The organism is Mesorhizobium huakuii (assembly GCF_030160235.1).
Taxonomy (GTDB): Bacteria; Pseudomonadota; Alphaproteobacteria; order Rhizobiales; family Rhizobiaceae; genus Mesorhizobium; species Mesorhizobium huakuii.
In genome coordinates, this window is sequence record NZ_BSNY01000030.1 from 215,854 (window position 1) to 229,960 (window position 14,107).

16 protein-coding genes are annotated in these 14,107 nt (G+C 63.3%); 5 read left to right on the forward strand and 11 right to left on the reverse strand.

Annotated elements, in window-relative coordinates:
- Window positions 1-8: 8 nt before the first annotated feature.
- The 5 genes from QQK95_RS16975 to petA form a co-directional block, all read right to left on the reverse strand.
- Window positions 9-1,154, reverse strand: coding sequence for an alpha-hydroxy acid oxidase (locus QQK95_RS16975; protein WP_284274923.1), 1,146 nt, complete (start codon window positions 1,152-1,154; stop codon window positions 9-11).
- A 170-nt stretch (window positions 1,155-1,324) separates the two neighbouring features.
- Window positions 1,325-2,020 (reverse strand): acid phosphatase, encoded by a 696-nt coding sequence (locus QQK95_RS16980; protein WP_284274786.1) that lies wholly within the window; start codon window positions 2,018-2,020, stop codon window positions 1,325-1,327.
- 129 nt (window positions 2,021-2,149) lie between these two features.
- Window positions 2,150-3,007 carry a cytochrome c1 gene (locus QQK95_RS16985; RefSeq protein ID WP_284274788.1) on the reverse strand — a complete coding sequence of 286 codons (858 nt, stop codon included), beginning with the start codon at window positions 3,005-3,007 and terminating at the stop codon, window positions 2,150-2,152.
- A gap of 27 nt (window positions 3,008-3,034) precedes the next feature.
- Complete coding sequence (locus tag QQK95_RS16990; RefSeq protein ID WP_284274790.1) at window positions 3,035-4,336, reverse strand: cytochrome b; 1,302 nt, start codon at window positions 4,334-4,336, stop codon at window positions 3,035-3,037.
- Window positions 4,337-4,352: 16 nt separating this feature from the next.
- Window positions 4,353-4,913 carry a ubiquinol-cytochrome c reductase iron-sulfur subunit gene (gene petA / locus QQK95_RS16995; RefSeq protein WP_010911121.1) on the reverse strand — a complete coding sequence of 187 codons (561 nt, stop codon included), beginning with the start codon at window positions 4,911-4,913 and terminating at the stop codon, window positions 4,353-4,355.
- Between the two features lie 315 nt (window positions 4,914-5,228).
- Between petA and QQK95_RS17000 the strand changes: the two genes are divergently transcribed.
- The gene (locus QQK95_RS17000) at window positions 5,229-5,573 is read left to right on the forward strand and encodes a cupin domain-containing protein (protein WP_284274792.1); all 345 of its coding nucleotides are present in this window, start codon (window positions 5,229-5,231) and stop codon (window positions 5,571-5,573) included.
- 3 nt (window positions 5,574-5,576) lie between these two features.
- On the opposite strand, the gene QQK95_RS17005 is transcribed toward QQK95_RS17000, so the two are convergent.
- Genes QQK95_RS17005 through QQK95_RS17025 form a run of 5 tightly spaced genes read right to left on the reverse strand, consistent with a single transcriptional unit; the run spans window position 5,577 to window position 10,568 of the window.
- Window positions 5,577-5,888 carry a DUF6665 family protein gene (locus QQK95_RS17005; protein WP_284274794.1) on the reverse strand — a complete coding sequence of 104 codons (312 nt, stop codon included), beginning with the start codon at window positions 5,886-5,888 and terminating at the stop codon, window positions 5,577-5,579.
- Window position 5,889: 1 nt separating this feature from the next.
- A complete protein-coding gene (locus QQK95_RS17010; RefSeq protein WP_284274795.1) occupies window positions 5,890-6,357 on the reverse strand; it encodes a GNAT family N-acetyltransferase in 468 nt (155 codons plus the stop codon).
- 4 nt (window positions 6,358-6,361) lie between these two features.
- Window positions 6,362-8,245 (reverse strand): ABC transporter ATP-binding protein, encoded by a 1,884-nt coding sequence (locus QQK95_RS17015; RefSeq protein ID WP_284274796.1) that lies wholly within the window; start codon window positions 8,243-8,245, stop codon window positions 6,362-6,364.
- Window positions 8,246-8,255: 10 nt separating this feature from the next.
- Entirely contained in the window at window positions 8,256-10,142 is a 1,887-nt protein-coding gene (locus QQK95_RS17020) for an ABC transporter ATP-binding protein (RefSeq protein ID WP_284274798.1), read from the reverse strand.
- A gap of 30 nt (window positions 10,143-10,172) precedes the next feature.
- Window positions 10,173-10,568, reverse strand: coding sequence for a hypothetical protein (locus QQK95_RS17025; RefSeq protein ID WP_284274800.1), 396 nt, complete (start codon window positions 10,566-10,568; stop codon window positions 10,173-10,175).
- 446 nt (window positions 10,569-11,014) lie between these two features.
- Here QQK95_RS17025 and QQK95_RS17030 point away from each other — a divergent pair, with 446 nt between their 5' ends.
- Together QQK95_RS17030 and soxR are read left to right on the forward strand one after the other, a co-directional pair.
- Window positions 11,015-11,473, forward strand: a complete 459-nt coding sequence (locus QQK95_RS17030) for a tRNA (cytidine(34)-2'-O)-methyltransferase (protein WP_284274802.1) — start codon at window positions 11,015-11,017, stop codon at window positions 11,471-11,473.
- Between the two features lie 155 nt (window positions 11,474-11,628).
- Window positions 11,629-12,072 (forward strand): redox-sensitive transcriptional activator SoxR, encoded by a 444-nt coding sequence (gene soxR, locus QQK95_RS17035; protein WP_284274804.1) that lies wholly within the window; start codon window positions 11,629-11,631, stop codon window positions 12,070-12,072.
- Window positions 12,073-12,303: 231 nt separating this feature from the next.
- Here soxR and QQK95_RS17040 read toward each other — a convergent pair whose 3' ends face one another.
- Window positions 12,304-12,561: a hypothetical protein gene (locus tag QQK95_RS17040; RefSeq protein WP_284274806.1), complete on the reverse strand. Its 258-nt coding sequence runs from the start codon at window positions 12,559-12,561 to the stop codon at window positions 12,304-12,306.
- Window positions 12,562-12,726: 165 nt separating this feature from the next.
- Between QQK95_RS17040 and hemF the strand changes: the two genes are divergently transcribed.
- Together hemF and QQK95_RS17050 are read left to right on the forward strand one after the other, a co-directional pair.
- Window positions 12,727-13,641, forward strand: a complete 915-nt coding sequence (hemF, locus tag QQK95_RS17045) for an oxygen-dependent coproporphyrinogen oxidase (protein ID WP_284274808.1) — start codon at window positions 12,727-12,729, stop codon at window positions 13,639-13,641.
- A 193-nt stretch (window positions 13,642-13,834) separates the two neighbouring features.
- Window positions 13,835-14,020, forward strand: a complete 186-nt coding sequence (locus QQK95_RS17050) for a DUF1059 domain-containing protein (protein ID WP_027047304.1) — start codon at window positions 13,835-13,837, stop codon at window positions 14,018-14,020.
- Window positions 14,021-14,107 lie beyond the last annotated feature (87 nt).

The window sequence follows — 14,107 nt, forward strand, 5'->3', positions numbered from 1 at the left end:
CTGCCGAGTTACCGGAAGCGCAGGTTCTCGCGCGACAATTGCCCGATCGAACTGCAGCCCATCAGCTTCATGCCGCGTTCGATCTCGACCCGCATCTGTTCAAGCGCCCGTTCGACACCCGGCTGGCCGGCCGCCGCCAGCGGAAACAGGTAGTAGCGGCCGATGCCGACCGCCTTGGCGCCGAGCGACAGCGCCTTCAGCACATGCGTGCCGCGCTGCACGCCGCCATCCATGATGACGTCGATCCGGTCGCCGACGGCATCGACGATCTCGGCCAACTGGTCGAATGCCGCCCGCGAACCGTCCAGCTGCCGGCCGCCATGATTGGAAAGCACAATGCCGCTGCAGCCGATCTCGACGGCGCGTTTGGCGTCCTCGACCGACATGATGCCCTTGAGGCAGAACGGCCCCGACCACTGCCTGACCATGTCGGCGACATCGTCCCAAGTCATCGACGGATCGAGCATTTCGGTGAAATAGCGGCTGATCGACATGGTGCCGCCGCCCATGTCGACATGTTCGTCGAGCTGCGGCAGCTTGAATCCCTCATGCGTGAAGTAATTGATCGCCCAGGCCGGCTTGAGCGCGAACTGCGCCATCCCCGCGAGATTGAGCTTGAAGGGAATGGCAAAGCCGGTGCGCTTGTCGCGCTCGCGATTGCCGCCGGTGATGCTGTCGACGGTCAGCATCATCACCTCGACGCCAACTTGCTTCGCCCGCTGCATCATCGCCCGGTTGAGGCCGCGATCCCGGTGGAAATAGAACTGGTAGACCTGCGGGCTGGCGCTGATCCCGCGCGCCTCCTCGAGGCTGATGGTGCCAAGCGAGGAGACACCGAACATGGTGCCGTATTTGGCGGCGGCCTTGGCCACTGCGCGCTCGCCCTGATGGTGGAAAAGCCGCTGCAAGGCGGTCGGCGAGCAATAGAACGGCATTGCCAGCTTCTGCCCCATCACCGTCACCGACATGTCGATCTCGCTCACCCCGCGCAGCACGTTGGGAACGAGGTCGCAGGTGTCGAAGCTATCGGCGTTGCGGCGATAGGTGACCTCGTCGTCGGCCGCGCCATCGATGTAGTCGAAGATCGGCCCCGGCAGCCTTTGCCGCGCCATGCGGCGGAAATCGGAAAAGTTATGACAGTCGTTAAGCCGCATCATCGATTCCCAGGCCATGGCGGGTCAGCCTTCGCCGCCCTTCGAAGCCTCGAATATCAATCCGGTGCCGCCCTGCCAACGGGCTAATTGCTGGACTCCCGCGAAGCATGACCGGAAACAAAGAGGGGCGCCTGAAGCGCCCCTCGTGTCGAAACCGGCTGCTGACGAGGTTACATGCCGAGATCGGATCGGAGCTCGGCCCTGGCCACTTCGTATTCGGCCTTGAAGTCGTCCCGGTTGAGCAGGACCGCGGCAATGACGCTGCCGGAAATCCTGCCCATCTCGACATCGGACGCATAGTGGATGCCACCAACCTCACGGTTGTGCGCGTATTCGGCCGCGCGCGCCATGATCTCGGCGCGCTTTTCCGGAACCATGTCGGCCAGGATGATGCCCATCATGGTGCCGACAGTGGCATGGCCGGACGGCCAGGAGCCGGAGCTCGACAATTTGACCACCGGCTTGACGAGGTCGCTGAGCTGATGCGGACGCGGACGCTTCCAGACATCCTTGGCCGGATCGACGACGGCGCCTTCGGTCTCGACCACACGATCGAAGAAGGCGCTGAATTTCGGCAGCTTCTCCTTGTTGAAATTCGGCCCCATCACATTGGCGAAGCGCCAGACATTCTCCTCGGAGTCGGCAACGGCGCTGGCCACCATCTCGGGCGTGCGCGTCACCTGCAGCGTCAGCACCTCGCCGAGTTCGGCCTTGGTCTGCGCCGAATCGTTTGCCGGTGGCGGCGGCAGGATCATCGTCAGGTCGATGTCCTTGTTTGTGACGAAGGGTTTGGCGTCTTCGGCCTGGGCGGCTGAGCCGATGACCAGCAGCAGCAGACCAGCTGCCAGCGATGCGTATTTCTTCATGGGTGCGATCCTTTGGTGGGAATGACGCAGGATCGCTGTTGGCGTTGACGGCCATGTGACACAGCCTGCCGCCGGAAATGCAAAAAGGCGCCTTTCGGCGCCCTTTCGAAATCTGTTGGCTACGCCGGCTTAGTGGGCCACGCCTTCCCACACCTTGCGCTTGGTCAGATACACCAGCGCACCGAAGAGCAGCAGGAACACCAGCACGCGGAAGCCCATCTTCTTGCGGTCTTCCATGTGCGGCTCGGCCGCCCAGGTCAGGAAGGCCGATACGTCGCGGGCATATTGGTCGACAGTCTGCGGCGAGCCGTCATCATAGGTCACCTGGCCGTCGGAGAGCGGCTTGGGCATCTTCAGCGAGACGCCGGACATGAAGTACGGGTTGTAGTGCGTGCCTTCCGGGATGACCATTCCGGCCGGCGGCGTCTGGTCGTAGCCGGTCAGCAGCGAATGGATGTAATCGGGGCCGCCCGCGTCATACTGGGTGAAGATATCGAAGACGAACTGCGGAAAGCCGCGCTCGACGCCGCGCGCCTTGGCCAGCAGCGACATGTCGGGCGGAGCCGCGCCACCATTCGAGGCCGCGGCGGCTTCCTCGTTGGCGAATGGCGCCGGGAAATGGTCGGACGGCTTGCCGGGACGGTCGTACATGTCGCCGGCGTCGTTGGGGCCGTCATGGATGGTGTACCCGGCGGCCAGCGTCTTGATCTGGGCTTCGTTGTAGCCGAGATCCGACAGCGTGCGGAACGCCACCAGGTTCATCGAATGACAGGCCGAGCAGACTTCCTTGTAGACCTTCAGGCCGCGCTGCAGCTGCGCCTTGTCATAGGTGCCGAACGGGCCGGTGAAGCTCCAGCTCATTTCCTTCGGCTCGTTGATCGGGAAATGCGTGGGTGCCGCCGCGTTGTGCGCCTCTTCGGCCGCGAACGCTGCGGTACCGGCGGCCACAAGGCCGACCAGCGCCAGCGAGGTGAGAATCTTTTTCATGCCAAATCCCCTTAGATTCTCTACCGCTCAGCCCTTGGTCTCTGGCGCGGCCGTGGCGCCCGCCGGATGCCCGCTGCCACCCTTGTTCTTTTCGAGCACCGCCTCGGTGATCGAGTTCGGCAGCCTGCGTGGCGTCTCGATCAGGCCGAGCACCGGCAGCGCGATCAGGAAGAAGGCGAAGTAGAACAGCGTCGCCATCTGGGCCATGAACACATAGCTGCCTTCCGCCGGCTGCGAGCCCAGCCAGCCGAGCAGGATGGCATCGGCCACGAACAGCCAGAAGAACAGCTTGTACCAGGGCCGGTAGACCGCCGAGCGCACCTTGGAGGTGTCGAGCCACGGCACCAGGAACAGCATGACGATAGCGCCGAACATGCACAGCACGCCGCCGAGCTTGGAATTGATCGGCCCGATGTTGAAGGTGATGGCGCGCAGGATCGCGTAGAACGGCAGGAAGTACCATTCCGGCACGATATGGGCCGGGGTTTTCAGCGGGTTGGCGACCGTGTAATTGTCCGGATGGCCGAGATAGTTCGGCAGGTAGAAGACGAAATAGGCGAAGAAGAACAGGAACACGATCATGCCGAACGCGTCCTTGATGGTCGCGTAGGGGGTGAAGGCGACGGTGTCGGTCTTCGACTTGACCTCGATGCCGGTCGGGTTCGACTGGCCCACCACATGCAGTGCCCAGACGTGCAGCACCACGACGCCGGCAATCATGAACGGCAGGAGGTAGTGCAGCGCGAAGAAGCGGTTCAGCGTCGGATTGTCGACGGCGAAGCCGCCGAGCAGCAGCTGCTGGATCCAGTCGCCGACCAGCGGGATGGCACTGAAGAAGCCGGTGATGACGGTGGCACCCCAGAAGCTCATCTGCCCCCATGGCAGCACATAGCCCATGAAGCCGGTCGCCATCATCAGGAGGTAGATGATGCAGCCCAGGATCCACAGCAGCTCGCGCGGCGCCTTGTAGGAACCGTAATAGAGGCCGCGGAAGATGTGGATGTAGACGGCGACGAAGAAGAACGACGCGCCGTTGGCGTGCATGTAGCGCAACAGCCAGCCCGAATTGACGTCGCGCATGATCTTCTCGACGGAGCCGAAGGCGAGATTGGTGTCGGCCGTGTAGTGCATGGCCAGCACGATGCCGGTCAGGATCTGCGCCACCAGCATGATCGACAGGATGCCGCCGAAGGTCCACGCATAGTTGAGGTTGCGCGGCACCGGATAGGCGACGAAGCTGTCATAGACCAGCCGCGGCAGCGGCATGCGGGCGTCGAACCAGCGTTCGATACCGGTCTTGGGCGTATAGGTCGAGTGTCCCTCGCTCATCGAAATATCCCCTGCCTCAACCGATAAGGATCTTGGTATCGGAAATGAATTTGAATACCGGCACAGCCATGTTCTCGGGCGCCGGGCCTTTGCGGATGCGGCCGGCGGTGTCGTACTGCGAGCCGTGGCACGGGCAGAACCAGCCGCCGAAATCGCCTTCCTGGCCGAGCGGGATGCAGCCCAGATGCGTGCAGACCTGAACCATCACCATCCAGGCTTCCTTGCCGGGCGTGGTGCGGTTGGCGTCGGTCGCCGGCGCATCGGCTGGCAGATTGGCGTTGCGGGCGATCGGATCCTTGAGATCGGAGAGGTTGACGGCCTCGCCGTCCTTCATTTCCTTTTCGGTGCGGTTGCGCACCACGACCGGCTTGCCGCGCCACTTGACGATCAGCGACATGCCAGGCGTCAGCGAGGCGACATCGACTTCCACCGAGGCGAGCGCCAGCGTCGAGGCATCGGGGCGCATCTGGTCGATGAACGGCCAGGCGACGGCGCCAGCCCCGACCACTGCGGCCATGCCCGTGGCGACATAAAGAAAATCTCGACGATTGGGATCGTGGATGTCGGTTGCGCTCACGGGTGCCTGATCCTTTCGCCTCTTCCGCGCCGGTGGCCGAGCCTTGTTCCCCGCTCAATCACGCCAACCCGACAGCGCATGGCGAACAGGCTAGCGAATTCCTCCGGCATTTGGACTTCGGTTTATGCGTGAAGCCTGTTTTTGTCCAGACGGGTCAAGGCACAAGGGCAGATTGTCGCGGGGACAAAATCCCCTATTGTCCGGCGGGACGGCGAATGGCCGCAAAAGGCGCCTAAACAACCGGGAAATATCAGCAAAATCCAAGGCTCCAGCTTGCCTCGACACAGGGCGCCGGTGTGATCTATCCTCCCAGGCATGGCACACGTCATAGACCGTGAGGAATGGGCGGTTCGTTCCGACCACTGGAAGGGCGAGCTGCAAGGCGGCGCCTACGGCTCCAACTCCTGCCTGATCTTCAACTACCTGCCCGATGAAGGCGGTGGCCCGCGGCTGCACTCGCACCCCTATGCGGAGATCTTCATCATCCGCCAGGGCACCGGCCTGTTTACCGTGGGCGACAAGGAAATCGAGGCTTCCGCCGGCCAGATCGTCATCGTGCCACCCCATACGCCGCACAAATTCACCAATCTCGGTCCGGGCCCGCTGGAAACGACCGATATCCACGAGAACGGCACGTTCATCACCAAGTGGCTTGAGTGACCCCTACTTGGCGCCGAGCCTGACCAGCACGGCCCTGGGGATGCCGTATTCGCGGATCACGCCGTCGTGCTTGCGCAGCCCGCACAGCTCGCGCTGGATGAAATAGGCGTGCACCGCCTCGGCGGCCTGCTTGAGAAGCTTGGGGCGCAACTCCTCATCGGCATTGTCGCGCAGCCTGGCCAGCGTTTCCTCGACCTTTTGGCCGGCACGGCCAAGTGCGGCCGCCTTCTCGGCCAGGACTTCGTGGCCAAGCGCGTCGAAGGCGGCTTCAGCGGCCGAGGAGCCGGCAAGATGAGATGGCGGACGCAAGGACATTTCAGTTCCCCTTCCCGAACACCATGCGGTGGGTGACGAATTCTTCGCCTTCCACGCGCCGAAAGCCAAGCCTTTCATAGAAGCCAAAGGCTTCCTGCGGCGCGCGGGTGTTCAACACGGTGAAATAGCGGCGTGCCCGATCGATGACGGTCTCGACCAGCATGCGGCCGAGGCCGGCGCGGCGGTGAGGCGCGCTGACGAACAGGTGCCGGACCCGACCCTGGTCCCTGCCCTCGACATAGGGATCGATATTCAGCCCGCACACGCCGGCAAGTTCGGCGCCATGCCACGCTCCGAACAACGCCTCGCCCCGCTTCAGGAACTTGTTGCGGCCGCTTGCCCAGCCATCCGCCAGGCGCACCAGCATCCAGTAGCCTTCCAGCCGGCTCTCGTCCTTCAGCCTGTCGAAGGCCGGCGTGGTCGGCCGCAGCCGCTTGATCCCATAGCCGACTTCTGGCGTTCCGCCCATGCGCCTACTCCGCCGGCCGCGTCTCTTCGAGCACGCTGTCCTCGTGATAGAGGAAGCCGCCGGACTGTCGCTTCCACAGCCGCGCATAAAGCCCGTCGAGCGCCACCAGCTCGTCATGCGTGCCTTGCTCGACGATGCGGCCGCCGTCCAGCACCACCAGGCGGTCGAGCGCGGCGATCGTCGACAGCCGGTGGGCGATGGCGATGACCGTCTTGTTTTCCATCAGCCGGGCGAGATTCTCCTGGATCGCCGCCTCGATGTCGGAATCGAGCGCCGAGGTCGCCTCGTCGAGGATCAGGATCGGCGCATCCTTCAGGAAGACACGGGCGATCGCCACGCGCTGGCGCTGGCCGCCCGACAGTTTCACGCCGCGCTCGCCGACAAAGGCTTCGTAGCCGGCACGATCCCGGTTGTCGCGCAAGGTCAGGATGAAGTCGTGCGCCTCGGCCTTCTTCGCCGCCGCGATCACCTCGGCGTCGGTTGCTTCAGGCATGCCAAGCTTGATGTTGTCACGCAGCGAACGGTGGAAGAGCGCCGTATCCTGGCTGACGACGCCGATATTGGCGCGCAGCGAATTCTGCGTGACCTTGGCAACGTTCTGGCCATCGACGGTGATCGACCCGCCTTCCAGGTCATAGAGCCGCAGGATCAGGTTGGCGAGCGTCGTCTTGCCGGCGCCCGATGGCCCGACCAGCCCGACCTTTTCGCCGGGCTTGACGACAAGGTCGATGCCGTTCAGCACGCCGAACCCCTTGCCGTAGTGGAACTCGACGCCCTTCACGTCGATGCGCCCACCGGCAACGACTAGCTCCCTGGCGTCAGGCGCATCAACAAGCCCGAGCGGCTGCGAGATCAGCGCCTTGGAATTCTCCAGCACACCGAGATTCCGCAGAATGCTGTTGAGCTGCATCATCAGCCGGCCGAGCAGCATGTTGAGCCGCAGCACCAGCGACAGCGTGAAGGCGACCGCGCCGACGGTAATCGAGCCTTCGACCCAGAGATAGACTGCAAAACAGCCGATCGCCGTGATCATGACGCCCGACAGCGTCGTCAGCGCCATGCGCACCCCGGTCAGCCGGCGGGTGAAGGGGCGCAGCGCGTCCAGATAGATGTCGAAGCCGTTCCTGATGTAGCGGTCGTCGCCGTCGGCCGCGAATAGTTTTAGCGTCTGCACGTTGGAATAGGAATCGACGATGCGGCCATTGATCATCGAGCCGGCCTCGGCGGTCGCCTCGGCGTGCTTGCGGATCGCGGGCAGATAGAGCTTTGCCAGCCAGCCGAAGGCGAAGATCCAGATCACCACCAGCACCGCCAGCCGCAGATCCAGTCCGGCGACCAGCGCCAGCGTCGTGACCGTATAGACGACCATGAACCAGACGACCTCGATGAAGCTCTCCATCAGGTCGCCGGTCGCTTGCCCCGCCTGCCAGACTTTCGTCGCGATGCGGCCGGCGAAATCGTTCTGGAAGAAGGCGTAGGACTGGCGCGACACATGCCGGTGCGCCTGCCAGCGCACCAGATTGTAGAAGCCGGGCGTGATCGTCTGCTCGTCGACCAGCGCCGACAGGCCGACGACGATGGTGCGGATGACCAGCACGACCGCGATCATGAACACCAGTTCGGGGCCGGCGGCGGCCCACAGCGCGTGCCAGCTGCGCTCGCCGGGAAGCTGGTCGAGGATATCGACCAGCCGCCCGACGAAATAGAACAGCCCGGCCTCGACCAGCGGCGCGATGCCGCCGATGACCAGCATGGCGAAGAAGGCGAACTTCGCCTGGCCGACATAGTGCCAGAGGAAACCGCCGACGCTGGATGGCGGCCGAAGATTCGCCGGCTCCCTGAACGGATAGACCCAGTTCTCGAACCAGCGATAGATGGCTGTCATCATGCGGCGGCCATCATTCTGCGGCTTGCCCCTTCGCGATCACGTCATTGGCGACATCGGCCGGGATGTCCTCGAGCAGGAACCCGCCCGACTGGCGCTGCCAGAGCTGCGCGTAGAGCCCGCCCCTGGCGACCAGTTCTTCATGCGAACCTTCCTCGATGACACGGCCCTGGTCCATCACCACGAGCCTGTCCATCGCCGCGATGGTCGACAGCCGGTGGGCGATGGCGATGACGGTCTTGCCCTGCATGAGTTTGTAGAGGTTCTCCTGGATGGCTGCTTCCGCCTCGGAATCCAGCGCCGACGTCGCCTCGTCAAGGATAAGTATAGGTGCATCCTTCAACATAACGCGAGCAATGGCGATGCGTTGCCGCTGGCCGCCCGACAATTTGACGCCGCGATCACCGACATAGGCGTCAAAACCCTTGCGGCCCTTGTGATCCGCGAGCCCGCCAATGAAGTCCAGCGCCTCGGCCCGCCGCGCCGCCTCGACCAGCATCTCATCCGAAGCATCGGGCCGGCCGTAGAGGATGTTCTCGCGCACCGAACGATGCAGCAGCGAAGTGTCCTGCGTGACCATGCCGATCTGGGCGCGCAGCGAATCCTGCTTCACGCCGGCGATCTCCTGGCCGTCGATCAGGATCCGGCCAGCTTCCAAATCGTAGAAGCGCAACAGCAGGTTGACCAGCGTCGACTTGCCGGCGCCGGAGCGGCCGACGATGCCGACCTTCTCGCCCGGCTTGACCGTCAGCGACAGGTTCTCGATGACGCCTTTCTGCTTGCCGTAGTGGAAGCGGATATCCTCGAAGCGGATCTCGCCCCTGGAAACGGCGATCTCCTCCGCATCCGGCCTGTCCTCGACAAGGCGCGGCAGCGAGATCGAGGCGATGCCGTCCTGCACCGTGCCGATGTTCTCGAACAGGCCCGACATCTCCCACATGATCCACTGCGACATGCCCCACATCCGGAGCACCAGGCCGATGACCACGGCGACCGCGCCGATCGTCACCACTTGTCCCATCCACAGCCACAGCGAGATGGCGGTGACCGAGAACAGCAGCAGGGCGTTCAATATGTAGAGCGTGCCGAAAAGCACCGTCACCAGCCGCATCGACCGGTAGACCGTGTCGAGGAAGCCCATCATGCCTTCCCTGGCGAAAGTCGCCTCGCGCTTGGCATGGCTGAACAGCTTGACCGTCTGGATGTTGGAGTAGCTGTCGACGACGCGACCGGTCATGACCGAGCGCGCATTGGCCTGCTCCTCGCCGACCTTGCCCAGGCGAGGGATGAAGTAGCGCAGCAAAAGGATGTAACCGACCAGCCAGACCGCCAGAGGCGCGGCCAGCCGCCAGTCGGCGGAGCCGACGATCAACAGCATGCCGAGGAAATAGACGATGACGTAGTTGAGCACGTCGATCACCTTGATGACGCATTCGCGCACGGCGAGTGCGGTCTGCATCAGCTTGGTGGCGATGCGGCCGGCGAACTCGTCCTGGTAGAAGCTCATCGACTGGTTGAGCAGGTAGCGGTGCACCTGCCAGCGGATGCGCATCGGATAGTTGCCCATCAGCGTCTGCTGGTTGAGCAGCGAATGCACCCATACCGTGCCCGGCAGTGCGAACAGCACGATGAAGGCCATTGCGGCGAGCTTCCAGCCTTCCATCTGCAGGAAAGTTTCGCGATTCTGCCCCGACAGCCAGTCGACGATGCGGCCGAGGAAGCCGAACATCCACACTTCCGCTATGGCGATGGCCGCGACCAGCACCGCGTCGACAAGGATATAGGGCCAGGCGCCGCGCGTATAATGCAGGCAGAAGGCTACCAGCGTCTTGGGCGGCTCGACCGGTTCCGCCGAGGGGAACGGATCGAGCCTTCTTTCAAACCAGCTAAACAACAACATGGGTCATGCCTGTGAAAATCTGTTTTTCGCCTAAGCGGCGCGTGAACGTACGAAGTCCTCGGACCGTGTGGCGCCGAGGGCCGACGGTCCGGAATCGTCCGGACCGTCGGCCCTGCTTCGCGCAATATAGGGGCTCGCGGGCTTTTCGCCGACAGGCTCGTTTGCCGATCCTGACGGCGCGGTGCCGACAAGCCTGATTTTCGCGCCCGGCCGGATCAGCCGGATGATCCGGCGCACCAGAGAAGGCCGGCTGGGGTCCGGAACGGCGTGCGAGAAATCGACATCCGGCAGCATGCCGCGATGCGGCCGGCGCCGGACTTCGGCATGGACCGCCGACGAATAGGTCTCGCCGATCAGCAGCGCCCAGGTCGGCAGCCGGTGGATATGCAGGCTCCTCGAGCCCGGTATTCTGTAGGGATCGAACATCGGTCCGTCCTCCGTATGAAAATAGAGATGAAAAGGCGAAGCAACATCGTCCGCCGGCATTCGGCCGGAGGCGCGGATTGCGTCTGTCCGCAACCGACGCTCGGCATCGGTCTGGGCACGTTCACTTCGGGCGTTCAGCCCTTTTGGCTTTTTGAAAAACATCGCAGGATTCCTTCGAGAGCCGAAAAATCTTTTCGGCGGGAATCGGTGCGATCAAGTCTTAGAGAGTCAGGAGAATTGTCGTACCGAAGCCGCCAGCAGGCGTACAAGCCCACGAGAGGGGCGCTGGATGTGCATGGTCATCATGAGTGTCCCCTCCATCGGTTCGGGTTGACAATGCGACTGACATACCCGACTTCGCAAAAAATGGCCACCCGCAGGTCCAGGAATTTCCAAAACCGGGAGGCTCCTGTGGCCGATCTGCCACTTATTAGAAGGATGCGGAAATGAACCGTCGTCTCCGCATCGCGCTCTACCAGCCGGACATTGCCGGCAATACCGGGACAATCCTGCGCTTCGCCGCTTGCCTCGGCCTTGGCGTCGACATCATCGAGCCGGCCGGCTTTCCGCTTTCCGACAAGGCGCTCAAGCGCGCCGGCATGGACTACCTCGAAATGGCCGCCCTGACCCGGCATGTCGACTGGAACGCCTTCGAGGACTGGCGCAAGAAGGACGGGCGCCGGCTGGTGCTTCTGTCGACCAAGGCGACGGGCCCCTACACCAGCTTCAGCTTTGCGGACGGCGACATCCTCCTGTTCGGCCGCGAATCCGCGGGCGTGCCGGATCTTGTCCATCAGGCGGCGGATGCGCGGCTGACTATCCCCATGCAGGGCAGCGCGCGCAGCATCAACGTCGCGCTGTCCGTCGCCATGGTGGCGGGCGAAGCCGTCCGGCAACTCGGATAGGATCGGCGGCCCATCGACAGCGCCGCCGTCGCCGGCGGCAGCGGTTTCTCCGGTCATTCTCACCCAGGCGCACATCGCCTTCTCCTGTCATTTGCCCTATCGATATTTCTTCGCTACAAGCTCAACTTAACTTGAGGTCAAGCGGAAAATCGGAAATGGCTCCAGCAACGGAATTGACGGTCGGCCAGGTGGCCATGCGCAGCGGCGTGGCGGTGTCGGCGCTGCATTTTTATGAAGCGCGCGGACTGATCCGCAGCCATCGCACGTCAGGCAACCAGCGGCGCTACGGCCGCGACGTGCTGCGACGGGTGGCGATCATCAAGGTCGCGCAGGAGGTCGGCATCTCGCTGGCCGAGATCGGCGAGGCATTGGCGTCGCTGCCCGAAGGCCGCACGCCGACGCGTGACGACTGGAACCTGCTGTCGACTGCCTGGCGCGATGGGCTAGACCACAAGATCGCGCAGTTGAAGAAACTGCGTGACGGCCTGACCGACTGCATCGGTTGCGGCTGCATGTCGATCGACAAATGCCCACTCAGGAACAAGGGCGACCGGCTGGCCAGGGAAGGCACCGGCGCGCGGAGACTGATTGCGCCTTGAGTGGAATGCCGCGCTACAAAGGAGGTACGTCAGTGCTGGGACACCTGGTTCAGGCAGAGGACGAGACGCAACCCATCACGATCCACCGGATCGATTCCGGTGGCACGCCAACCCTGTACACCTCGGTGAGCTTCGAGGAGGCGCGGGTTCGAGAAATTCGGCAGGCTGCTTGGCGAGAGCCTGATCCTGGATTCTCCAAGAATGCGCCATCTGTTCTCGTTGTGACGGCAACTAATCCGCCGCCGGCAACCGCCTGATGGTGAACTCGATCAAGTCGCCCGGGCGTTCGAACCAGCTTTCGATCTCGGTCCAGTAGGCTTGCTTGGGGAAGCGCTCGAACCATTCCTTGGCCTTGAGCCGCGCGTCGGAGCGCGGCAGGACGAAGGTCTCGCGCAGAAAACCGTCGCGCGGCATACGTGCGCGCTCAGCCCGGCTCTGATCGAGCCTGTTCTTCAGGCCATCCAGCGGCGGTCTTGCCGGGGTGCGCACGAAACAACTCCTTGCACCTGGCGCATGTCCCCCGGTATCGGGCTCGGAAAGGATCATGCGCGAAAGCAAAGTGACTTGACCCTGTTCCCTAAGAGATTAGGGATCGCGCCGGCAAAAGACGAGTCATTTGTAGGGGCGGGCCGCCCCGCAACCGGAGACGGCATTTTGGAACGACCTGAAATACCGGCTGGCCTGCCCGCCGACATTGAAGAAAAGAAGATGAAGGCGCGCCTGTGGTTCGAAGCGCTGCGCGAACGCATCTGCGGCGCCTTCGAGCAGATCGAGCAGGATCTCCAGGGCCCTCTCGCCTCATGGTCGCCTGGCCGTTTCGAAAAGACGCCCTGGGAGCGAGACCAGGGCAAGGGTGGCGGCGGCACCATGTCGATGATGCACGGCCGCGTCTTCGAGAAGGTCGGCGTGCACACTTCGACCGTCTACGGCGAGTTCTCGCCCGAATTCAGGAAGCAGATGCCCGGCGCCGAGGAAGACCCGCGCTTCTGGGCCTCCGGCATCTCGCTGATCGCGCACCCCTGGAATCCCAACGTTCCGGCAGTACACATGAACACGCGCATGGTCGTCACCTCGAGGCAATGGTTCGGCGGCGGCGCCGATCTGACGCCGGTGCTCGACCGCCGCCGCACCCAGGACGACCCCGACACTGTCGCCTTCCACCGCGCCATGCAGTTCGCTTGCGAGAAGAACGCCGCCGTCGCCGACCACCCGAAATTCAAGGCCTGGTGCGACGAGTATTTCTTCCTGCCCCACCGCGACGAGCCGCGCGGCGTTGGCGGCATTTTCTTCGACTGGCTGCATACTGGCGAGGAAAAGGGCGGCTGGAACGCCGACTTCAACTTCGTCCAGGACGTCGGACGCTCCTTCCTCGTCGTCTACGGCCACCTCGTGCGTGCCAACTTCAACGAGAACTGGACGGACGGCGACCGTGACGAACAGCTCATCCGCCGTGGCCGCTATGTCGAATTCAACCTGCTTCACGATCGCGGCACCATCTTCGGCCTGAAGACTGGCGGCAATGTCGCCTCGATCCTGTCCAGCCTGCCGCCGGAGGTGCGCTGGCCGTAACATCGAGCCGGAGCAATTCCGTCTGGAATTGCGTCAATCAAGGAGACATGGCGGGCGGTGCACGATGCTTTGATGCAACCAGACCGCCCCTCCCGTGTTATAGTTCTCGCCCCGCCCGCGTCCTTGAATGGAGCGTGGGCCAAAAAAGTGGCGGAGCCCTCCACCGGCTCCCTGGAGGAAAAGGAGAAATCCCATGAAGCAATTCCACTGCGGCTCGCTTGTTCCCGGCTGTGAGTGGCACACCCGTGCCGACGAGGAAGCCGAAGTGATGCGCCGTGCCGTCGAACATATGCGCGAGACGCATGGCGAGACGACCATCCGCGAAACCATGATCGAGGCGATCCGCTCGCGCATCGAGAAAGTGCGCGACGCCGCGTAGGCTTTCCCCTCGCCAGAATTCATCGGAACGGAAAACCAGCCGCGTTGGCGCTTCTAGATTGGTTGGAAGCGCCATCGCGAACGCCTG